18 protein-coding genes are annotated in these 20114 nt (G+C 66.5%); 10 read left to right on the top strand and 8 right to left on the bottom strand.

Going from position 1 to position 20114, the window contains the following annotated elements:
* The first annotated feature begins 140 nt into the window (after window positions 1-140).
* The gene (locus ACR65J_RS03035) at window positions 141-1073 is read left to right on the top strand and encodes a cytochrome b/b6 domain-containing protein (RefSeq protein ID WP_440165968.1); all 933 of its coding nucleotides are present in this window, start codon (window positions 141-143) and stop codon (window positions 1071-1073) included.
* A gap of 43 nt (window positions 1074-1116) precedes the next feature.
* Here the strand turns inward: ACR65J_RS03035 and ACR65J_RS03030 are convergent, their stop codons facing one another.
* From ACR65J_RS03030 to ACR65J_RS03020, 3 genes are all read right to left on the bottom strand, one after another.
* Complete coding sequence (locus ACR65J_RS03030) at window positions 1117-2544, bottom strand: cryptochrome/photolyase family protein (RefSeq protein WP_440165966.1); 1428 nt, start codon at window positions 2542-2544, stop codon at window positions 1117-1119.
* A gap of 89 nt (window positions 2545-2633) precedes the next feature.
* Window positions 2634-3422 carry a PspA/IM30 family protein gene (locus tag ACR65J_RS03025; RefSeq protein ID WP_440165964.1) on the bottom strand — a complete coding sequence of 263 codons (789 nt, stop codon included), beginning with the start codon at window positions 3420-3422 and terminating at the stop codon, window positions 2634-2636.
* Window positions 3423-3529: 107 nt separating this feature from the next.
* Window positions 3530-5584: a TPM domain-containing protein gene (locus ACR65J_RS03020; RefSeq protein WP_440165962.1), complete on the bottom strand. Its 2055-nt coding sequence runs from the start codon at window positions 5582-5584 to the stop codon at window positions 3530-3532.
* Between the two features lie 282 nt (window positions 5585-5866).
* Here ACR65J_RS03020 and ACR65J_RS03015 point away from each other — a divergent pair, with 282 nt between their 5' ends.
* The 4 genes from ACR65J_RS03015 to ACR65J_RS03000 all read left to right on the top strand — a co-directional run bounded on the left by ACR65J_RS03015 (window position 5867) and on the right by ACR65J_RS03000 (window position 10247).
* Window positions 5867-7474: a S1C family serine protease gene (locus ACR65J_RS03015; RefSeq protein ID WP_440165960.1), complete on the top strand. Its 1608-nt coding sequence runs from the start codon at window positions 5867-5869 to the stop codon at window positions 7472-7474.
* 236 nt (window positions 7475-7710) lie between these two features.
* Window positions 7711-8502: an electron transfer flavoprotein subunit beta/FixA family protein gene (locus ACR65J_RS03010; RefSeq protein ID WP_440165958.1), complete on the top strand. Its 792-nt coding sequence runs from the start codon at window positions 7711-7713 to the stop codon at window positions 8500-8502.
* A 13-nt stretch (window positions 8503-8515) separates the two neighbouring features.
* Window positions 8516-9463 (top strand): electron transfer flavoprotein subunit alpha/FixB family protein, encoded by a 948-nt coding sequence (locus ACR65J_RS03005; protein ID WP_440165957.1) that lies wholly within the window; start codon window positions 8516-8518, stop codon window positions 9461-9463.
* A gap of 4 nt (window positions 9464-9467) precedes the next feature.
* On the top strand, window positions 9468-10247 hold the full coding sequence (locus ACR65J_RS03000; RefSeq protein WP_440165955.1) for a PIG-L deacetylase family protein: 780 nt from the start codon (window positions 9468-9470) through the stop codon (window positions 10245-10247).
* Between the two features lie 61 nt (window positions 10248-10308).
* Here ACR65J_RS03000 and ACR65J_RS02995 read toward each other — a convergent pair whose 3' ends face one another.
* From ACR65J_RS02995 to ACR65J_RS02980, 4 genes are all read right to left on the bottom strand, one after another.
* Complete coding sequence (locus ACR65J_RS02995; protein ID WP_440165953.1) at window positions 10309-11169, bottom strand: anti-sigma factor; 861 nt, start codon at window positions 11167-11169, stop codon at window positions 10309-10311.
* Window positions 11170-11179: 10 nt separating this feature from the next.
* Window positions 11180-11788, bottom strand: coding sequence for a sigma-70 family RNA polymerase sigma factor (locus tag ACR65J_RS02990; protein ID WP_440165950.1), 609 nt, complete (start codon window positions 11786-11788; stop codon window positions 11180-11182).
* 215 nt (window positions 11789-12003) lie between these two features.
* A complete protein-coding gene (locus ACR65J_RS02985) occupies window positions 12004-12471 on the bottom strand; it encodes a tRNA (cytidine(34)-2'-O)-methyltransferase (protein WP_440165949.1) in 468 nt (155 codons plus the stop codon).
* 22 nt (window positions 12472-12493) lie between these two features.
* Complete coding sequence (locus ACR65J_RS02980) at window positions 12494-13435, bottom strand: J domain-containing protein (protein ID WP_440165947.1); 942 nt, start codon at window positions 13433-13435, stop codon at window positions 12494-12496.
* A 189-nt stretch (window positions 13436-13624) separates the two neighbouring features.
* Between ACR65J_RS02980 and ACR65J_RS02975 the strand changes: the two genes are divergently transcribed.
* On the top strand, window positions 13625-14326 hold the full coding sequence (locus tag ACR65J_RS02975; protein ID WP_440165945.1) for a hypothetical protein: 702 nt from the start codon (window positions 13625-13627) through the stop codon (window positions 14324-14326).
* Between the two features lie 105 nt (window positions 14327-14431).
* On the opposite strand, the gene ACR65J_RS02970 is transcribed toward ACR65J_RS02975, so the two are convergent.
* Entirely contained in the window at window positions 14432-14854 is a 423-nt protein-coding gene (locus ACR65J_RS02970; RefSeq protein ID WP_440165943.1) for a hypothetical protein, read from the bottom strand.
* 89 nt (window positions 14855-14943) lie between these two features.
* On the opposite strand from ACR65J_RS02970, the gene ACR65J_RS02965 reads away from it, so the two are divergent.
* The 4 genes from ACR65J_RS02965 to ACR65J_RS02950 all read left to right on the top strand — a co-directional run bounded on the left by ACR65J_RS02965 (window position 14944) and on the right by ACR65J_RS02950 (window position 20042).
* Window positions 14944-15609 carry a helix-turn-helix transcriptional regulator gene (locus tag ACR65J_RS02965; RefSeq protein ID WP_440165941.1) on the top strand — a complete coding sequence of 222 codons (666 nt, stop codon included), beginning with the start codon at window positions 14944-14946 and terminating at the stop codon, window positions 15607-15609.
* A gap of 47 nt (window positions 15610-15656) precedes the next feature.
* Complete coding sequence (locus ACR65J_RS02960) at window positions 15657-16886, top strand: cysteine desulfurase family protein (protein ID WP_440165939.1); 1230 nt, start codon at window positions 15657-15659, stop codon at window positions 16884-16886.
* Between the two features lie 135 nt (window positions 16887-17021).
* The gene (gene mnmA / locus ACR65J_RS02955; protein WP_440165937.1) at window positions 17022-18152 is read left to right on the top strand and encodes a tRNA 2-thiouridine(34) synthase MnmA; all 1131 of its coding nucleotides are present in this window, start codon (window positions 17022-17024) and stop codon (window positions 18150-18152) included.
* A gap of 249 nt (window positions 18153-18401) precedes the next feature.
* A complete protein-coding gene (locus ACR65J_RS02950) occupies window positions 18402-20042 on the top strand; it encodes an ABC transporter substrate-binding protein (RefSeq protein WP_440165935.1) in 1641 nt (546 codons plus the stop codon).
* Window positions 20043-20114: the final 72 nt, after the last annotated feature.

The following is a 20114-nucleotide window of genomic DNA, read 5'->3' as shown; positions in this document are numbered from 1 at the left end:
ACTTATGAAGGCCCCGACCGGCAGTTACGCCGGTCGGGGCCTTTCTTTTCCTTGGATGCGCCCAGTTCCTAGTATTCTCTTTCGAAGGGTCCCGCGATCTGTGGGCAGCCCCAAGTCATTCCTGAGAGGTATGTTGTTCGATGGCCACACCCACGAAAAAGCCCGGCTCCGCGACGGGTAAGCGGTCCCGGCTTTATTGGATGGTTCCCGCCGTCCTCGTGGCACTGGTCCTGGTGGTCCTGTTGGCCAAGCTGCTCACGGGGCTGCCGGCCGTGGCATCCTTTGTCGCCGACTACCCGGGCCGGTCCGAACTTCCGGGCAACGCGCCCGTGGGATTCCCCGCATGGCTGGCCTGGCAGCACTTCCTGAACGCGTTCTTCCTGCTCCTGATCATCCGTACCGGGTGGCAGGTACGGACCACCACACGGCCCAGCGGATACTGGACCAGGAACAACAAGGGCCTGATCCGCACCAGGAACGCGCCCACCAAGATCAGCCTTGAGCTCTGGTTCCACCTGACCCTCGATGCCCTCTGGATCCTGAACGGACTCATCTTTGCCGTCCTGCTGTTCGCCACCGGACAGTGGACGCGTATTGTCCCCACCAGCTGGGACATCTTCCCGAATGCGCTATCGGCCGCGCTGCAGTACGCGTCGCTTGACTGGCCCATCGAGGACGGCTGGATCAACTACAACGCATTGCAGCTGCTGGCATACTTCGTGACCGTCTTCATCGCGGCACCGCTGGCGTTCATCACGGGCCTGCGGATGTCCGGTGCCTGGCCCAAGAAGGCAGCGGGCCTCAACAAGGCGTTCCCCATTGAGTGGGCCCGCGCCGTCCACTTCCCGGTAATGGTCTACTTTGTTGCCTTTATCGTGGTCCACGTCTTCCTGGTGCTTGCCACCGGGGCCCTGCGGAACCTGAACCACATGTACGGGGTCCGCGACGACGACGGCTGGTTTGGTTTCTGGGTGTTCGTCGCCTCCGTCGCCGTGATGGTGGCTGCCTGGTTCCTGGCCCGCCCGATCTTCCTGCGGCCCGTCGCCTCCCTGATGGGCAAGGTCAGCCGCTAGGGGCTGCCTGGCCGCTGGGTAGGCGGTCACCGCGCGCAGGCGGTCAGGCGTTCTTGATCTTCTGGTAAGCGTCGAGGGCCCGTTCCCGGGACTCTGGCAGGTCTACGAGCGGCTGGGGGTAGCCGTCGGTTTCCGCTGCCCACGGTTCGTGGATGTCCTTGCCCTTGAGTTCCCGGAGTTCCGGTATGAACGTGCGCAGGTAGCTGCCGTCGGCGTCGAACTTCCTGCTTTGGGTCACCGGGTTGAAGATCCGGTAGTAGGGTGAGGCGTCCGCCCCCGAGCCCGCCACCCACTGCCAGTTGGCGGGGTTGTTGGCGGCGTCGGCATCCACCAGCGTGTCCCAGAACCATGCCTCCCCGATCCGCCAGTCGGTCAGCAGGTTCTTGACCAGGAACGACGCTGCAGCCATCCGCACCCGGTTGTGCATCCAGCCGGTCTGCCACAGCTGCCGCATGCCGGCATCCACCAGGGGGTAGCCGGTGTTTCCCTGCTGCCAGGCGGCGAGCTCCTCCCGGCTGGGGGAGGCCCACTGGAAGTTGTCGAAGGCGGGCCGGAAATTCCGGGTGGCCAGGTCCGGGTTGTGGTACAGCAGGTGCCAGTTGAATTCCCGCCAGCCCAGTTCGGCCCGGTAGGTGCCGACGTCGGAAGGAATCTTGCGGGGATGCCGGCGGCGGATCTCCCGCCACACGCGGAACGGGCTGACCTCGCCGAAGCGGAGATAAGGTGACAGCCGGCTGGTGCCCTCGGTTCCTGGCAGATTCCGGCCGGTGCCGTAGTCCTCGATGGGGCCATCCAGGAAGTCCTCAAGCCGCTCTGCTGCGCCCTTCTCCCCGGGTTTCCACGTGGCAGCCAGTCCACCGCTCCAGCCGGGCTTGGTGGGAAGGAGATTCCAGCTGCTGAGGGTGTCACTGCCCGGCAGGCCCGGCCCGGCAGTGGCAGGCGGGGGCAGCGTGTCGGGCGCCTCGAGCGGGTCACGGATGTCCTGTGAGGCGAGGCAGGCGCGCCAGAAGGGCGAGTAGACCTTGTAAGGCCCGCCTGCCCCGGTCTTCACGGTCCATGGCTCGAAGAGGAGGTTCGCCCGGTAGCTGGATGCCTGGATCCCGTTCGTGCCCGCCCAGTCTTTGACTCCGGCGTCGATGGTCCTTTCCGGTTCCCCGTACCGGCGGTTCCAGAAGAGGTGGCTGGCCCCCGTCTGGCCGGCAAGGTCCCGGATGACTTCGCCGGCGGGGCCACGCCGGAGTACGAGGCGGGATCCCTTGCTGTCGAGGTCGGCGGACAGTGCGGCCAGGGAGTGGTGCAGCCACCAGCGCGCTGCTCCGCCGAGGGGCCGCACGCCGTCGGACTCCTCGTCCAGGATGTAGGCCACCGTCAGGGGCGCACCCCGGCGCGCGGCCTCTGCGAGGGCCGGGTTGTCGTCCAGCCTCAAGTCATCACGCAGCCAGACCAGGGACGAGCCATGGGAAGAATTCATGCCACCACGCTACACACAGGGGACACGGCAATGGCCGGGACCACGGTCCCGGCCATTGCCATAGTCAGCTGGAGGCACGGCTCCGGATCTTAGAGCTTGTCAAAATCCGCCTCATCGACCGCCGACTCGGACGAAGCGGGGCTTGCGGCACCCAGCGCAGGCTTGGAGTTTCCAGCCTTGAGGGCCGCCAGCCGGGCCTCAATCTCCGTCTGCTCGCCCAGGTCCTCCAGCTGGTTGAACTGTGCGTCCAGGCTGGACGCTGCAAGCTCCTGCTGCCCACGGACCTTCGCCTCTTCGCGGCGGATCTTTTCCTCGAAGCGGCCCACCTCGCTGGTGGGATCCATGATGTCGATGCTCTTGATCGCGTCGTGGACCTGGGTCTGCGCCGCTGCCGTCTTGGACCTGGCAACGAGCTCGTTGCGCTTGCTGGTCAGCTGGTTGAGCTTGTTCTTCATCTGGTCCAGGCCGGTCTTCAGCTTGTCCACTACCTCGCGCTGGGAGGCGATGCTCGGCTCTGCACCCTTGGCTTCGCTTTCGGCCGCCATCTGGCGCTGCAGCGCCACCTTGGCCAGGTTGTCGAACTTCTCGGCGTCGGCTACATCGCCGGCGGCCCGGAACTCATCGGCCTTGCGGGAGGCGGCGAGAGCCTTGTTTCCCCAGTCCCGGGCGTTCTTGACGTCTTCGTTGTAGTCGTCTTCCAGCATCCGGAGGTTGCCGATGGTCTGCGCCACGGCGGACTCGGCTTCGGCGATGTTGTTGGTGTAGTCGCGGACCATCTGGTCCAGCATCTTCTGCGGATCTTCGGCGTTGTCCAGCAAGGAGTTGATGTTCGCCTTCGCCAGCTGCGCGATCCGGCCGAAAATGGACTGCTTAACCATGGTGTTTGCCTTTCGTCCTGCTCTGTGTTGACCACTGGAACCGGTGCACAGTGGTGTACTGCGTCTGTCCGCCCGCCGGGATCTTCCGGCGTGTCCGGCGGAAGTCTCTAGAAACTGCCGGAGTCGCCGCCGCCAAAGTCGCCGCCGCCGAAGCCACCGGAGTCTCCACCCCAGCCGCCTCCGCCGCCGCCATCACCCCAGCCGCCTCCGCCGCCGCCCCAGCCGCCGTGACCGCCGTTGAGGATGGAGTTGATCAGGATGCCGCCCAGGATGGCCCCGCCCAGACCGCCGCCGCCCCCGCCGCCGAACATGCCGCCGCGGCCAAAGCCCTGGTTCGCGTAGCCGTCGAAGTGGTCCACGTCGGCCTGGGCCAGCTGTGCGGCCTGCGCCGCGAGGGCGTGGGCCTGCTGCGCATAGGTGAGCGCGGTGACTGGATCCGTGCGGGCGATGGACAGCGCGTAGTCGAGGTTCCGCTGGGACTCCGCGAGCCGGGTGCGTGCCTCGGTGCCCACACCGCCGCGGCGGGCGGTGATGTAGTCGGACGTTGCGCTGATCTGGGCCTGGGCGGACATGATTGTCTGCTGCAGGGACGCCTGTGCGCGCCGGGCCTGTTCCTGCTGGTCGCGGATGCCCGTCAGGGCCTGGTCCAGGGACTGGTGGGCTGTTTCCACCCGCTGAAGGGTGGCGATCGGGTCGATTCTCCCGCCCTGGATTTCGGTCTTGACCTGGGCCAACGCCGCCTCCACCGCGGCTACCGGTCCAGCCAATTCCGCGTGGGCGCCGGACTGGATCATGGCCTTTGCCTGTGCCAGGTCCTGGGACGTGTCCACAACCGCTCCCTCAAGGCCATTGCGGGCCTCGTCGAGGTTGGTGGCGACCTTGGAAATGGCGTCCAGGAGGACGTTGGTTTGGTGCAGGCTTTCCTCAGCCGCGCGGACGGCCACGGCAGCCAGGCTTGCTTCGCCCTCACCGAGCTTCTGCTGTGCCGTCCCGGAGGCGTTCTGCACGAAGGCCAGCCGCTCCTTGGCCTGCACAATGTTGTCCGAAACCTGTGCCAGCGCGCTGTCCGCGTATTTTGACCGCATTTCCTGCAGGGACTGCTCGGCACTGGAGATTTTGCCATCGGCCTCGCGGGCTCCGGCGTTGACGGCTGCCAGGGCCTGGGGAGCGTTCTTCTCCAGCTCGCGCAGGGAGTCGAAGTCCGCCTTCTGCTCCTGGAGCGACTCGAGCGCCGCTTCCGACCGGCGGATGATCTCGCCCAGCCAGGTGCGCTGCTGCTCCTCGGTGTCCGGGATGTGGTCATCGAGCTGCTGCTGCAGCTTGAAGGACTCCGTCATATGGGCCTTCGCTTCAGCCAGGGCCTTGGTGAAGTTCCCGACGGCGGAATCACCGTACTGTGCCTGGGCGAAGCCGAGTTCCTGCTCGCTCGATTTGATGGCGTCATCCGCTTCAATCAGCAGGGAACCGCTCTTCCGGCGGAGTTCCTCCACGCTGAGCGACGCCAGCGGGTCGAGCTCTGCACCCTGCGGGCCGTAGCTTCCGCTGGATGCCGCCTGGCCTGCGGCCTTCTTACGGCGGTTGCGGTAGTACAGGTAGGCGCCGCCTCCTGCGACCACTACGCCAGCACCGACGAGGAGCCCGGCGCCGGCGCCATCACCGGATGAGACGTTGCCGCTGCCGCCGTTGGCGGCGTCACCTACGGCGGAGGCGGTGTCAATGGCGGCCTGGGCGTAGTCCTTCTTGCCGCCTGCGAGGTTGGCGACCACCGCATTCTGGGTGATGTTGGAACGCTTGGCGTAGATGGCACTGGCCGAATTGGGGGAGAAGTAGTACTTGCCCTGATCGGTGGCGATGGCAAGGATGACGTCCGCCTTGCCCATGCCCTTGGTCTTTGCCACAGCCTGGCTCCAGGCCGCAGGGTCAGAGGGGTTGTCGAACGACTTCACCGTGACCACGTACAGGTTGTACTTGTGGTCCTTGAGCAGTTTCTGGATCGCATCCTGGACCTCACCCTTTCGGCCGCCCAGCACGCTGGCGTCGTCAACGATGTTGGTCCCGGACGGGATGGTGACCGGGTCTTCGGCCCAGGCCGCGCCGGCGGGTGCCGCCAACAGCCCGGCAAGGCCGATCACGGCGAGGATACGTTTGAACTTTGACCGCATGTGCAACCCTTCAGCACGCCTGACACCGATTCGGGACGAATCAGTCGTCGAATCCAGCAGCGCCCCCACGCTTGGTGTGAAGCCGCAGGTCGCTGTGGCAATTCATCTTGATTCTATGGTGCACCCCACAACCAGTCCATGCGGCCGAATATGCCGCCAGCGAAACGTGCAGCGGCCACACCTGGCGACCGGTCGGGCGTTCAGGAAGCTCTCAGCAAACATCCGAGCTTGTTCCAGCGGGACGGGCCATAGTTAATGGCAGACAGGATGAAAGGAAGTCCCATGACTGAGAATCAAAGCCCAGGACCGGTCCCGGAGAACAACCAGGGGGGCAGCCGGGGCCCGTGGCAGCAGCCCGGCCCGCAACAGCCCGGCCCCCAGCAGCCCGGAGACCGCCCGGCAGGTACTCAGTATGGGAACGGGGGTGCAACCGGGGGACAGGAACACGTGGACGCCCACAACCACACGGAACGCCTGGACCAGCCGCAGATGCGTGAACACCAGACCCAGGAGTTGCCGGGGGCTCCCCGCCCCGTTTACCCGCAGCGGCAGCCGTTCTACGGTCAGTCCGCACCCTACGGCCAGCAGCCGGACCAGCACGGCCACCCCATGCACGGGGCCGGCCAGGGCGCGCCCAACGGAAGTGTCGGCCTCGCACCGAACCCCAAGGACGCGCCGCGCCGGAAGGCATCCTTTGGCGTGGGCACCTTGGTAGCAAGCATCCTCGCAGCAGGGCTCGTGGGTGGCGGAGTGGCAACGGTTGGCGCCGGTGAAATGTTTGGAAATACCGGGTCCAGCACGTCAGCCGTTGGCAGCAACAACCAGCCCGGCACGGTGATCGTCAACAACAAAGACGATGTCAACGCCATCACGGCAGCGGCCGTGAAGGCCTCGCCGAGCGTTGTCACCATCAGCGCCACCAGCGGCAGCTCCGGGGGCACCGGTTCCGGCATTGTCCTTGACGACCAGGGGCATATCCTGACCAACACGCACGTGGTGACCCTCGACGGCCAGACCGCCAACGCCACCCTTGAAATCCGGACCAGCGATGGAAAGGTCCTCCCCGCGAAGCTGGTGGGCACCGACCCGCTGTCCGACCTCGCCGTCATCAAGGTGGACGACACATCAGGGCTCACCCCCGCCACGCTCGGTGATTCCTCCAAGCTCAATGTTGGCGATACCGCCATCGCCATCGGCTCCCCGCTCGGCCTGACCGGAACGGTCACGGACGGCATTGTGTCCACCCTCAACCGCACCATCAGCGTGGCATCCTCCGCTGCGCCCAAGGGTGGGGACAACAGCCAGGGCGGCGACCAGGGATTCCAGTTCGCCCCTCCGGGCGGCGGCCAGAGCCAGCAGAGCTCAGGCGAGGGTTCCATCGCCATCAACGTGATCCAGACCGACGCCGCCATCAACCCGGGTAACTCCGGTGGCGCCTTGGTGAACAGCAAGGGCGAGATCATCGGTGTGAACGTGGCCATCGCCTCCGCCGGGTCCGGCACCTCCACCTCGCAAAGCGGCAACATCGGCGTTGGGTTCAGCATCCCCATCAACAACGCCAAGCGCGTAGCCCAGGAGATCATCGACAGCGGCAAGGCCTCCCATGGGCAGCTTGGCGTCAGCGTCAAGGCCAAGACCACCTCGGGCGCAGCATCCGAATTCTCGGTGGGGGCTGACGTCGCCACCGTAGAGGCCAATTCGGCGGCAGGAAAGGCCGGCATCAAGGTTGGTGACGTCATCACCAAGTTCAACGACCTCACCATCGGCGAACCGAACCAGCTGACGGCTGCCGTCCGCGAGCAGCCGGCCGGATCCACCGTGAAGATCACGGTCATGCGCAGCGGCAAGGAACAGACGTTCGACGTGACGCTGGGTGCGGCTGCCAGCTAAAGTGCGGCAGCAGTAAAGCCAGGAAATAACGACGGCGACGTCCCCGCCAACGGGGGCGCCGCCGTCGTTCTGTGCTCCCGGGGAAAGCCTGACACAGGCGTTAACGGAACAGGGCGCGGGGACCCGCCGATATGGTTAGCTAGGGTTACCCGCCTGCCGGGCATATTGCGGCCATGTCCCACCCGGCTGGCTGTCCACAAGCATGGAAGGCTGCTGTAGAAACAGTGGAAGAGACATTGAAGATCGTAGTCCTGGTCAAACATGTACCGGACGCCCAGTTCGACCGTCATCTCAACGGGGAGGGCTACACCGCGGACCGCGACGAAAGCATCCTGTCCGAGCTTGACGAGTACGCGCTCGAAGCAGCGCTGCAGCTGGCTGAGGCACGGGGCGGAAGCAAGGCGGGCAACCAGGTCATCGCCCTGAGCATGGGTCCTGCCGGAGCGGTCAACGCGATCAAGAAATCGCTGCAGATGGGTGCCACCGAGGGCGTGCACCTCACGGATGGCGCCCTGGCCGGTTCCGACGCCGCAGCTACCTCGCTGGCGCTCGCGGCCGCCGTCCGCCACCTGGGTGGCGTGGACCTGGTCATCACCGGCATGGCCTCCACCGACGGCGAGACCTCGCTCGTGCCGGCACAGCTTGCGGAGCGGCTCGGGTTGCCGCAGGTGACCTTCGCATCCACGCTCGAGGTCGACGGCGGCAGGCTGACGGCCCGCCGCGACGCCGACACCTCGTCTGAAACGGTGGAGGCGCCGCTGCCCGCCGTGGTGTCCGTGACGGACCAGATCAACGAGCCCCGGTACCCGAATTTCAAGGGCATCATCGCAGCCAAGCGCAAGAGCATCAGCACGTTGTCCCTGGCCGATATCGGCGTTGACCCGGCGCAGGTGGGCTTCGCCGGTTCCTGGACCACCGTGACCAGCGCGGAACAGCGGCCGCCCAGGACCGCAGGCACCATCATCACCGACGAGGGCGACGCCGGCATCAAGCTGGTTGATTTCCTGGCCGCCCAGAAGCTGCTCTAAGAGGGACAACGACATGGCAAGCATACTTGTATTCATCGACAACCCGGGCGCGTCGCTCAAGAAGAGCAGCCTTGAGCTGTTGACCCTGGCGCGTTCCCTGGGCGAGAGCACTGTGGCGCTCAACGGAGAGCTGTCCGACGCCGTCGCTGCCACCTTCGCCGAGTACGGGGTGGGATCCATCCTGCGCCCGGCAACCGAGGATCTGGACGACTTCCTGGTGGCACCCAAGGCTGCCTACCTGGCCGCCGCGGCTGAAAGCACCGGTGCCGGCATCGTGCTCCTGGACAACTCGCCCGAAGGCAAGGAAATCGCGGCGCGGCTGGGCATCCGCCTCAATGCCGGCGTCATTACCGACGTCGTGGCCGTGGACCAGGACGGCACCGCGCACAAGTCCGTCCTGGCCGGCTCCTACACCACCGCCTGCAAGGCCACGACGCCTGTGTCCGTGCTGACCCTCAAGGCCAACAACGTCACCCCGGAACCGGCTCCTGCCGCCACCAGCCCCGGGACCGCCACCGTGGAGGTCCCGGCAGTAGCCGCTGCGGCCCGCATCACCGCCCGGGAACAGAAGGTGGCCAGCGGCCGTCCCGACCTCACCGATGCCCGGATCGTGGTGGCCGGCGGACGCGGCATGGACGGCGACTTCGGTCCCGTCGAGGAACTGGCCGATGCCCTCGGCGCCGCGGTCGGCGCATCGCGTGCCGCCACGGATGCCGGCTGGATCAGCCACGACGCGCAGGTGGGACAGACCGGCAAGACCGTCTCCCCGCAGCTCTACATCTCTGCGGGCATCTCCGGCGCCATCCAGCAGAAAGCCGGCATGCAGACCTCCAAGGTGATTGTCGCGATCAACAAGGATGCCGAATCCCCGGTCTTTGAGATTGCTGATTTCGGGATCATCGGGGACGTGTTCGACGTGCTCCCGCAGGCCGCCGCCGAAATCAAGAAGCGAAAAGGCTGATTCTTTGACTGCCTCCCACGAGCAGGCACAGAGCCCGTTCAACCCGGACATCCACCGGGTTGGGCGGGTGCTCTGTTTTGCGGCCCATCCCGACGACATCGACTTCGGCGCTGCCGGCACCATCGCCGCATGGACGGCGGCAGGCGTGCAGGTCAGTTACTGCATCATGACCGACGGCGACGCCGGCGGCTTCGACCCCGCGCACCGCGCGGACATCATCGCCATGCGCGACGCCGAGCAGCGGCGTGCCGCTGAACTGGTGGGCGTCACCGACATCCACTACCTCCACCAGCGGGACGGATACCTCGAGCCGTCGCAAGAGGTGATGAAAGGCGTGGTGCGGCTGATCCGCGAAGTCCGTCCCGACGTCGTCCTTGCCATGCACCCCGAACGGAACTGGCAGCGGATCCAGAAGAGCCACCCCGACCACCTGGCCGTGGGGGAAGCCGTGACCCGCGCCGTGTATCCGGCACTCGAAAACCCCTTTGCCTACCCTGAACTGGCAGAAGCGGGCCTCGAAGCGTACAAGCTGCCGTGGCTGTGGCTCTACGCCGGTCCCGGGGAACGGGAGAACCACTTCGTGGACGTCACCGCCCAGGTGGAAGCGAAGCTGGCCGCCATCCATGTCCACGTCAGCCAGCACCCTGACGTGGAGGCCATGGAAGCCACCGTCCGCCAGGGCATGCACGTCAACGCCGCCAGGGCCGGCCTCCCCGAGGGGCGCAGCGCGGAGGCCTTCCACGTGGTGGCAATCAACGGACCAGGCACCATCGCGGGTTTCTGAGCCCAACCAAAACGCCCCGTTCCTTCCGGCGAAGGAACGGGGCGTTGGATTAGTGCGGGGGCTATGCGCCCAGTGGGGCCGCGGCCACTGTGGGCAGGGTCGGTGCCTTGGATCCGCCGGCGGGCTCAACAGTGATGCCCAGTGAAGCCGCCGAGTGGATGCCCTGGACCACGGCAGGCTTGGAGAGCGCCTGCTCGTCCATCAGACCCTGCGACACCGGAGCGGAGCCGTCCTTGGGGATCAGCCACATTTGGTAGACCTTGCCGGCCGGAGGCGCGGGCACACCGCTCATCTTAACCACGGCTGCGTCCTCGGACGCTGAGATCAGGAGGGTGGCCTTGCCGCCGCCCGCCACGTTCACCGAAGCCTCGCGCAGGTCATTGGCCCTGGCCACCTGGTTGACGGGGTCGTTCTGGTCAGCCATATAGGCGCCTACGCCAACGCCGCCCAGGGCGATGGCTGCTGCCGCTGCCACCCCCACCAGCCAACGGCGGGTACCGGATGCGCCCCGGCGTTCCTCACGGCGCTTCCGGGCCTGCGCCAGCTCGTCACCCGATCCCTGCAGGGGAGCCGGTGCCGTGCTTCCGGCCGAGGCCTGCGCGCCTCCACCCGTTATTCCGTCCTTGCCCGGGAGTTGGGCGGGAAGCTGGGCAACAATCCGCTGGAACAGGTCCGACGGCGGTTCCTCCTCTGCACGGAACGTGCGGACCAGTGCCTCCCGGGACTGCCGGACACGCTCAAGGAAAGCCCGGCGTTCGGTTTCCGGGGCCGTCGAGATGTAACGGTCGATGGCGTCGCGTTCCTGCTCCGTCACAGCATCCAGGGCGTAGAGTTCAGCAAGGTCGACGGCGCGGCCGGACGCGAGGTCCATGGCCACGGTGTCCCCGAAGGCCCGCGAGCGGCCGTCGCGGCTTTCATCCATTCCGTTCATCTCAACTCACCCCCAGACAGGTCTTCAATCGGATCAGTCCATCGCGGATGCGGGACTTGATAGTGGGCACTGCGGCATTCAGCCGTTCTGCGACTTCCCGGTAGGTGAGGCCGCCGTAGTAGGCCAGGCGCACGGATTCCTGCTGTGTTTCGGTCAGCGTCCCCAGGCAGCGGACCACCGCCTCGGCCTCCAGCCTGCTGCCCACTTCATCGGAAACGGTGTCGTGGTCGATCTCCTGCGTGCTGGCCCCGTACTTGGCTTCCCTGTCCGTGGAGGACTGTGATGACCGGACCTTGTCCACCGCACGGCGATGGGAGATGGTCATCAGCCAGGACAGCGGGCTCCCTGCCTGCGGATCGAACTTCGCGGCGTTCTGCCAGACCTGGAGGAAGACTTCCTGCGTTGTGTCTTCACTGAGTTCGGGATCGATCAGGACGCGGCGCGCCATGCCAAAGACCCTGCGCGATGTTAGTTGGTAGAACTCGGCGAACGCCGCCTGGTCCCCACGGGCGATGGCCGCCAGAAGGGCCGAGAGGCGTTGGCTGAGGTCTGCAGGTGGGTCAGTCACCGCGGCGGAGCCTTCGGAGTTCGGCGCGTTGGGAGTTTCCATTACGTTCAAGCATAAGTCTCCGGGCGCCGGATCCTCAGCAGTGCCGTGCCGGATGCGGTTGTCCGGCCGGGAAGCTGCCTCCAGTAGAGTCACCTGCCGCTCCTAGCTCCGCTTGAATGTCTTCAAGAGCCATTCGGCGCCGCGGGCAGGGTGGATGGGGTGGCCGGCAAGTTTTTTCATCTCGGGGCGGCCTTAGGCCGGCCGCGGGCGGCGTGCTAGATTTTGGCGCCGGCGAAGCCCTGCTGGCGCCACGCCTCATACACTGCAATGGAGGCGGCATTGGCCAGGTTCAGGGACCGGAGGGCCGGCAACATGGGCAGGCGCACCGTGGCGGTCACGTGGGGATCGGTTTTCAGCTCCGGCGGCAGGCCCACCGATTCGCGGCCGAACAGCAGGACGTCTCCGGGCCGGTAGTCGATATCCGTGTAGCTGGTGGTGCCGTCCGAGGTGAACGCGTAGACGCGTTCGGGCTGCAGCTGCTGCCAAGCGTCCCCGATGGTCTCGTGCACGGTGACGACGGCGAGGTCGTGGTAATCGAGCCCTGCCCGGCGCAGTTTTGCGTCCGAGAAGTCGAAGCCCAGGGGTTCCACGAGGTGCAGTTCGGCGCCGGTGATGGCGGCAAGACGGATGGCATTGCCGGTATTGCCGGGGATTTCTGGTTCATGGAAAAGGATGCGGAACACCTCCCCATCCTAGCCACCGCCGTCAGTGCATGCCGCGCAGCAGCCTGGCCAGGACCGGGACGTTCACGGTATTGGGAGCCGGGCCGGATACCAGGAATTCCTTCAGGCCACGCACCATTCCTGCCGCGTTGACGATCTGGACTGTCTCCAGCGCACCTGCGGGGCGGCGGTGGTGGTCGATCACGGGCTCGTGGAGGTTGCCGTCGGGGCTATGCACCACCGTCCATCCCGTGACGTTGAGCTCGGGAAAGATGTCCTGCATGGCCCATACGACGCGGGCCAGCTGCGGGGGTGCCACCGCGCGGCCTCCGTGGTTGAGGGTCCGGCCGTCCCAGGCGTAGGCGCCCTTGGGCAGGAGCATCGAGTTGACCAGGGCGAGCCGGTAGCCGGAAAGGACAGCGTGGTCGATGTGGCTGTTGTCCGCCGGCGACTGCAGGCCGTTGACCAGCCGCGCGGCGGGGATGGCCGGCAGCACCTGCCTGGTCAGCAGCTGCACCGTGCGCATCTCACGCTGGATGCGCGCCTCTGCCCCGAAAATTCCCCGCTTTCTCGGTATCCCGTGCACCTGCTGCCGCGCTTGTGCCAGGGGGATGAGCGGAGCGTCATTTCCCTCATAGGGCGGAACATAGACGGGCGGGTCCCCGGCTGTATTCCTACCGCTGGCCGGCCTGCGGACGGTGGCGGATGCCCTGCTTCCGGCGGCCGGAGCATCAAAGTGGGCGCCGTCGTCGGACGAGGCGTCCCGGAGCGTGCCCGCGCCATAGGAGCGGTCGTAGGCCTTCCTGCGCTGCGGATCGATCAGGGTCTCATAGGCAGCGGTAACGCGGCGGAAGGTTGCGGCGTCACCCCCGTGGTCCGGATGGGCCTTCCTGGCCGCACGCCGGTAGGCCACCTTGATTTCTTTCTCGGTGGCGGTGACGGCCACCCGAAGGACCTGGTAATGGGAGCTGCTGCTCTCGGTCAAGCAATCTTCCTTCTCTTGGTGCGCGGCTTCCCCGTTTCCGGCCGGAAAGTGGAGTGCCCGCCCAGTCTAGCCAGCATGGATGGTGCGCCTGCGGTGACAACGAACGTCCCGGGCCTGCGGGTTCCCGGGAGCCCGGAGTCTAGACTCGTGCCTGCGCGGCGGAACACCGGCTGAAGGGGATGCAACGGAGTGGAGAAGAAAATGCCGACGACGGCGGGACGGGCCGGCAAGACATGGCGCCGGGGAGTGCCACTCGTGGTTGGCTGCCTGGGCGCCGTGCTCCTGGGCGGATGCAGTGTGGACGTGCGGGATCCTTCCGTCACCGCAGCTCCCGCCGGTACTCCGGTGGTGGCCACGCCAACCATCACTCCCGGCCACGATGCCGCGGCGGTGGCGGGCCGGGATATGCCCTTCGCTGCCGGTGGCGATCTGGCTCCAGGGGTGCCCGTGGGAATCTCGGATGACCTCAAAGGCGCGCCGGGCTGGAAGCTGGTGAAGGACAACGTGGCCGGTGCCAGCCAGTATGCCAAGGCCGATGGCTGCATGGTTGCCGCAAGGGCCAGCACCGGCCAGGCAGCGCTGGTCCGCGGAGACGACCGGGAGTCCACCGTTGCCCTGTTCCAGTACCTTGACGCAACCGTCCAGCCCTCCTACTTGAAGACGGCAACCCTGCAGTGGGGCGGCAGCCCGGATGCTCCCGGCCGGCACGTGGAAGTGCTGGCCCTGGAGCAGGCGGCTCCCGGCGGACGGTCCGTCGCGGTGCTGGCAAGGGTCTTTGGTGCTGCCGGTTCATCGGCTTACGTCTCAGTGTCCTGCCCGGATGCGGCAACACTGGGCGCGGCCCGCCAGGACGTGGTCCGCTACCTGCCCTTGGTGCCGCCGTCTGCCTGAGTCCTGCCAGGTCCTGGAACACCAAAACCGCCGGCGGCTGGAGGGCTCAGCTGCCGGCGGAGATGTTTGGCCGCGGTGTCCACGCGCCCGGTAGTGCCCGTGGAATCACGCGGTGGTTCGGGCCGTTCCCACTGACAGCCGGTTGAGGGCCAGGGCACCCACCAGCAGACCGAAGTCACGCAGTGCGACGTCGTAGAAGCTTCCCAGCAGGAGCAGGTTGACGATGATTCCGGCCAGCCACGCGGCCACGATCAGCGAACCGTATTTTGGCCGTACTGCCACCGCCACGCCTGCAATGATTTCCACGACTCCCACGATGTACATGAAGGTCTGGGGCTGCAGCGGCACGATGGCCGTGGCCTGGGGGGCAAGGTAGACGGTCCAGTGCGTAAGGATATTGGTGAATTTGTCCAGTCCGAAGAGGATCGGTGCGACCGTGAATACGGTCCGCAGCAGCAGGAACGCCTGCCGTGCCGGCGGCACGGTGGCTGGTGCATGCTGGGCCCGCATTGCCGATGCTGATTTCATGGTGTTCTCCTTCTAAAAGTAGGTATGCCAATTTTAGAGACGGCCGAGGTCTATAATCAATAGATCTTGACTTTGGAATTGGAGGCATCATGTACCGACTTCCCTGGGCGGACAGGATTGCTGCCGTTGCGTCGCTGACCGACGCCAAGAGGCTGCAGCTGTTTGAACTGGTCGCTGCTTCGCCCCGGCCCGTGGGGCGCGACGAGGTGGCCGAGGCCGCCGGTATGGCGCGCAGCACCGTTTCCTTCCATCTGGACAGGCTGGTCCAGGACGGGCTGCTGGCGGTGGAGTTCCACAAGCCTGCGGGCAGGACGGGGCCGGGGTCCGGACGCCCCGCCAAGATGTACCGGCCAGTGGGGAGCGAAGTGGGAGCATCCGTGCCGGACCGGAATTACGACCTCGCCGGGGAGCTGATGGCTGCGGCGATTGAGGCCACCCAGGCCGACGGTGCGCCGGTGGGGGAATCGTTGCGCGCCGTCGCTTTCCGGAAAGGCCGGGAACTGGCAGAAGGTTCCGAAGGCCTGGAAGAGTTCCTGGCGGAAGCGGGCTATCAGCCGGAGCCCGACGGGGATGGCGGCTACCTGCTCGCCAACTGCCCCTTCCACCGGCTCTCCCGGGACCATACGGCAGTGGTGTGCGACATGAACGGCGCCTTCCTGCGAGGGGCGGCGGTTGGCTGCGGCGGCCCGGAAGACCGGGTCGTCCCTGCTGCCGGGCCCGGCCACTGCTGCGCGAGGATTACGGCCGGGAGCTGACGGCTCCGCGCCGTGGGCGCGGCAGCCGGCCGCGATAGAATTTGAGGATGCCCGCCTACCTCGACCATGCCGCCACCACGCCGCTTTCCGGTGCCGCGCTCGCCGCCTTGACGCGTGAACTGGCGCGGACCGGCAACCCCTCATCACTGCACGGATCCGGACGAAGGGCGCGCCGTGCCGTCGAGGACGCGCGGGAAACGATTGCCGCGGCGGCAGGCGCCCACCCCTCGGAAGTCATCTTCACCTCCGGAGGTACCGAGGCGGACAACCTCGCCGTGAAGGGCATGTACTGGTCCCGGTTGGCAGAAGACCCAAAGCGGCGCCGCATCCTGTGCTCCGCCGTCGAACACCACGCAGTGCTGGACACCGTGGAGTGGCTCGAACGGCACGAGGGCGCCGAAGTGGCCTGGCTGCCCGTGGACAGCGAAGGTGTTGCGGACCTTGAGGTCCTCGAATCGGAACTCTCCCGCGACCCCGGCACCGTCGCGCTGGTGACTGTCATGTGGGCCAACAACGAGGTTGGCACCATCCAGCCCATCAAGCAGGTCGTGGAACTGGCCCATGCCGCCGGGGTCCCGGTGCACTCCGACGCCGTCCAGGCGTTCGGCTCGGTGCCGGTGCATTTCAAGGATTCCGGCCTGGATGCCATGTCCGTTTCCGGGCACAAAATCGGCGGCCCGGTGGGTGTCGGTGCGCTCCTGCTGGGGCGGGCGGTCAAGCTGACGCCGGTGCAGCACGGCGGCGGGCAGGAGCGTGACGTCCGCTCCGGCACGCTGGACACTGCCTCCATCGCTGCTTTTGCGGCCGCTGCGGAGGCGGTTGCTGCTTCGCTGCCCGTTGAAGCGGCGCGGATCGCTGCCCTGCGCGACCGGCTGATCAACGGTGTCCGCGAACGCGTTGCGGAGGCGGTCCTGCGCGGCGCAACCGGTGACCGCCGGCTTCCGGGCAATGCGCACTTCACCTTCCCGGGCTGCGAAGGGGACTCATTGCTGTTCCTCCTTGACCTGGCCGGCATCGAATCGTCCACCGGTTCGGCGTGCACGGCAGGCGTTCCCCGCCCCTCCCACGTGCTGCTGGCCATGGGCCTGGACGAACAGACAGCGCGCGGCGCCCAGCGGTTCAGCCTGGGTCACGCCTCCACGGAGGCCGACGTCGACGCCCTCCTTGCGGCGCTGCCCGAAGCTTATTCACGGGCGCGCCAAGCCGGCATGGCAGGGCACGAGTCCTCCATCCAGACTGCCGGCACCGAGGCGCGGCGGGCCGTCCGCGGCGCCTGAGGGCCCGTGGCGGCACACTCTGCGGGCGGCGGATTTGCCTGCCGCCGTAGAATGGATAGGCGAAGATCGTTTCCGCCGCCGATGCGCCGAGCACGGCCCCGGAAAGACAGCAACCATCCCCAACAGAAAGCCAGCATGCGAGTACTAGCAGCCATGAGCGGCGGAGTTGACTCCGCCGTTGCCGCCGCCCGGGCGGTGGAGGCCGGACACGACGTCGTCGGCGTCCACCTGGCCCTTTCGCGCATGCCGGGCACACTGCGCACGGGCAGCCGCGGCTGCTGCACCATCGAGGACTCGCGGGACGCCTGGCGGGCCTGCGATGTGCTGGGCATTCCCTACTACGTGTGGGATTTCTCCGAGCGCTTCAAGGAAGACGTCGTCCAGGACTTCATCGACGAATACGCCGCCGGCCGGACGCCCAACCCCTGCATGCGCTGCAACGAACGCATCAAGTTCGCCGCCCTGCTGGAAAAGGCCATTGCCCTTGGCTTCGACGCCGTCTGCACTGGCCACTACGCCAAGGTCATCGAGGACGCCGACGGCAACCGGGAACTGCACCGCGCGGCCGACTGGGCCAAGGACCAGAGCTACGTCCTGGGCGTCCTCACCCACGAACAGCTCAAGCATTCGATGTTCCCACTGGCGGACACCCCCTCCAAGGCCGAGGTGCGGGCCGAAGCGGAGCGGCGCGGCCTCTCCGTCGCCAACAAGCCGGACAGCCACGACATCTGCTTCATTCCCGACGGGGACACCGCGGGCTGGCTCGCTGAAAAGATCGACATGGCCAACGGCGACATCGTGGACGAGACCGGGGCCAAGGTAGGTGAGCACCCTGGAGCCAACGCCTTCACCGTGGGCCAGCGGCGCGGGCTCAAGCTTGGCACGCCTGCTGCCGACGGAAAGCCCCGCTTCGTGCTGGAAATCCGGCCCAAGGAAAACAAGGTTGTAGTGGGTCCGGAGGCGCTGCTGGCCATCGACGAGATCCGCGGCATCAAGGTCTCCTGGGCGGGCCTGCCCATCGCCGAAGTGGAAACCGGAGCCGAATTCGACTGCCATGCACAGGTCCGGGCGCATGGGGATCCGGTTCCCGCCTCTGCCCTTGTGGAGCCCGCAGACGGCACGGCCGGCAGCCGGCTGGTGGTCCGGCTGGTGACGCCGCTGCGCGGCGTGGCCCCGGGCCAGACGATAGTGCTGTACCAGGGCAGCCGGGTGCTGGGCCAGGCGACCATTGACGCCGCCCGCTCACTGCAGCGCGCCGCACTCTGAATCCCCGCTTAAAGCACCGTCCCGGTTGTCGCCGGGGCGGTGTTTTGTTGTGCCCGGTATCCTCCGTGACGGTGCTGCCCGGCCTGCCGGGTAACTTTTAGGAAAAGTTTGTGTTCGAACTCACAGAAACGGCCGTCCCGAGGGCTGACTCTCTGATTCAATCTAGGGATCAGCACTGCACGCCGGCGTCTGGGGCTATGAGCCTGCGACCGCGGGCGTGCGCGTACTCATCGGACAGAAAGTTCACAGATGATCAAGAGCACACAGGCCCTGCACCGCGCCATCGCGCTTGCAGGCATCTCCGCCCTGGCCCTGACGGCCTGCACCGGACCCTCGGGCGGCGGCGGCGGAACGGCCAGCGGCGGCAGCGCCGGTGGCGGTGCCATCACTTTCGGAACGACGGACAAAGTCGTCACCCTCGACCCCGCCGGCTCCTACGACGCAGGATCGTTCCTGGTCATGAACCAGGTCTATCCCTTCCTGATGAACTCCAAGCCCGGTTCCGCCGAGGTCAGCCCGGACATAGCGGAGTCCGCCTCCTTCACGGCGCCCACCGAGTTCACCGTGAAGATGAAGCCCAACCTCAAGTTCGCCAATGGCCATGCCTTGACAGCCTCCGACGTGAAGTTCTCCTACGACCGCGTCGTCAAGATCGACGACCCCAATGGCCCTGCATCCCTGCTGTCCAACCTCAAGTCAGTTGAGGCCAAGGACGACACCACCGTGGTTTTCACGCTCAAGCAGGCCAACGACCAGGTGTTCCCCAGCGTCCTGGGTACCAACACGGGCCCCATCATCGACGAGGAAGTCTTCCCGGCCGACAAGGTGATGAGCGATGAGGACATCGTCGCCGGCAAGCCCTTCGCGGGCCCGTACACCATCGACTCGTACAAGAAGAACGAACTTGTCAGCCTCAAGGCCAACGCGGACTACAACGGGCTGCTGGGCAAGCCGGCCAACGACAGTGCCGTCATCAAGTACTACGCCGACTCCAACAACCTCAAGCTTGACGTCCAGGGCGGCAACATCGACGTTGCCGGCCGCAGCCTGACCGCCACCGACGCCGCGGACCTGGATAAGGACTCGAAGGTCAAGGTCTACAAGGGACCGGGCGGTGAACTCCGGTACATCGTCTTCAACTTCGACACCATGCCGTTCGGTGCCAAGACTCCGGAGGCCAATCCGGCCAAGGCCCTGGCGGTGCGGCAGGCCATGGCCGACATCGTGGACCGCCAGGCCATCTCCGACCAGGTCTACAAGGGCACCTACGTCCCGGCGTACTCCGTGGTGCCGGACGGCCTGCCCGGAGCAACCCAGCCCATGAAGGAGCTGTACGGCGACGGCAACGGCAAGCCGAGCCTGGACAAGGCCAAGAAGGTCCTGGCGGATGCCGGAGTCACCGGGCCGGTCAACGTAAAGCTGCAATACAATCCGGACCACTACGGCAAGTCCTCCGGCGATGAATATGCCATGGTCAAGGAGCAGCTGGAGAAGTCGGGCCTGTTTACCGTGGACCTGCAGTCCACCGAGTGGGTGACCTACTCCAAGGCGCGGACCGCTGACGCCTACCCGGTCTACCAGCTGGGCTGGTTCCCGGATTACTCGGACGCGGACAATTACCTCACGCCGTTCTTCATCCCCGGCAACTTCCTGAAGAACCACTACGAGAACCCGGCTGTCACGGACCTCGTGCAGAAGCAGCTGACCACCCCGGACAAGACCGAGCGCCAGAAGCTGATCGGCGACGTCCAGACGGCTGTTGCCAAGGACCTCTCCACGCTGCCGCTCCTCCAGGGCTCGCAGCTGCTCGTGGCAGGGAAAGACGTCAAGGGTGTCGAGAAGACCCTTGACCCCTCCTTCAAGACCCGCCTTGGCGTCCTGTCCAAGTAAGCACTCCACCCCCATCGGGCTCTGACGGCCCAGAGGCGGGACGCCGCAACGGCGTCCCGCCTTTCGCCCGTC

The sequence above is a fragment of the Arthrobacter sp. SAFR-044 genome, from assembly GCF_059414985.1.
Note: the sequence above shows the minus strand (reverse complement) of the source record. Positions and strands in the feature narration are given on the sequence as shown.

Bases quoted from the DNA above. Each gene is read 5' to 3' on its own strand.
- ACR65J_RS03005 (WP_440165957.1), top strand. From the start codon at position 8,516: ATGGCAAGCATACTTGTATTCATCGACAACCCGGGCGCGTCGCTCAAG.
- ACR65J_RS03035 (WP_440165968.1), top strand. From the start codon at position 141: ATGGCCACACCCACGAAAAAGCCCGGCTCCGCGACGGGTAAGCGGTCC.
- ACR65J_RS03025 (WP_440165964.1), bottom strand. From the start codon at position 3,422: ATGGTTAAGCAGTCCATTTTCGGCCGGATCGCGCAGCTGGCGAAGGCG.
- ACR65J_RS02995 (WP_440165953.1), bottom strand. From the start codon at position 11,169: ATGGATGAAAGCCGCGACGGCCGCTCGCGGGCCTTCGGGGACACCGTG.
- ACR65J_RS03015 (WP_440165960.1), top strand. From the start codon at position 5,867: ATGACTGAGAATCAAAGCCCAGGACCGGTCCCGGAGAACAACCAGGGG.
- mnmA (WP_440165937.1), top strand. From the start codon at position 17,022: ATGCGAGTACTAGCAGCCATGAGCGGCGGAGTTGACTCCGCCGTTGCC.
- ACR65J_RS02965 (WP_440165941.1), top strand. From the start codon at position 14,944: ATGTACCGACTTCCCTGGGCGGACAGGATTGCTGCCGTTGCGTCGCTG.
- ACR65J_RS02990 (WP_440165950.1), bottom strand. From the start codon at position 11,788: ATGGAAACTCCCAACGCGCCGAACTCCGAAGGCTCCGCCGCGGTGACT.
- ACR65J_RS02970 (WP_440165943.1), bottom strand. From the start codon at position 14,854: ATGAAATCAGCATCGGCAATGCGGGCCCAGCATGCACCAGCCACCGTG.
- ACR65J_RS02960 (WP_440165939.1), top strand. From the start codon at position 15,657: ATGCCCGCCTACCTCGACCATGCCGCCACCACGCCGCTTTCCGGTGCC.
- ACR65J_RS03020 (WP_440165962.1), bottom strand. From the start codon at position 5,584: ATGCGGTCAAAGTTCAAACGTATCCTCGCCGTGATCGGCCTTGCCGGG.
- ACR65J_RS02950 (WP_440165935.1), top strand. From the start codon at position 18,402: ATGATCAAGAGCACACAGGCCCTGCACCGCGCCATCGCGCTTGCAGGC.
- ACR65J_RS03030 (WP_440165966.1), bottom strand. From the start codon at position 2,544: ATGAATTCTTCCCATGGCTCGTCCCTGGTCTGGCTGCGTGATGACTTG.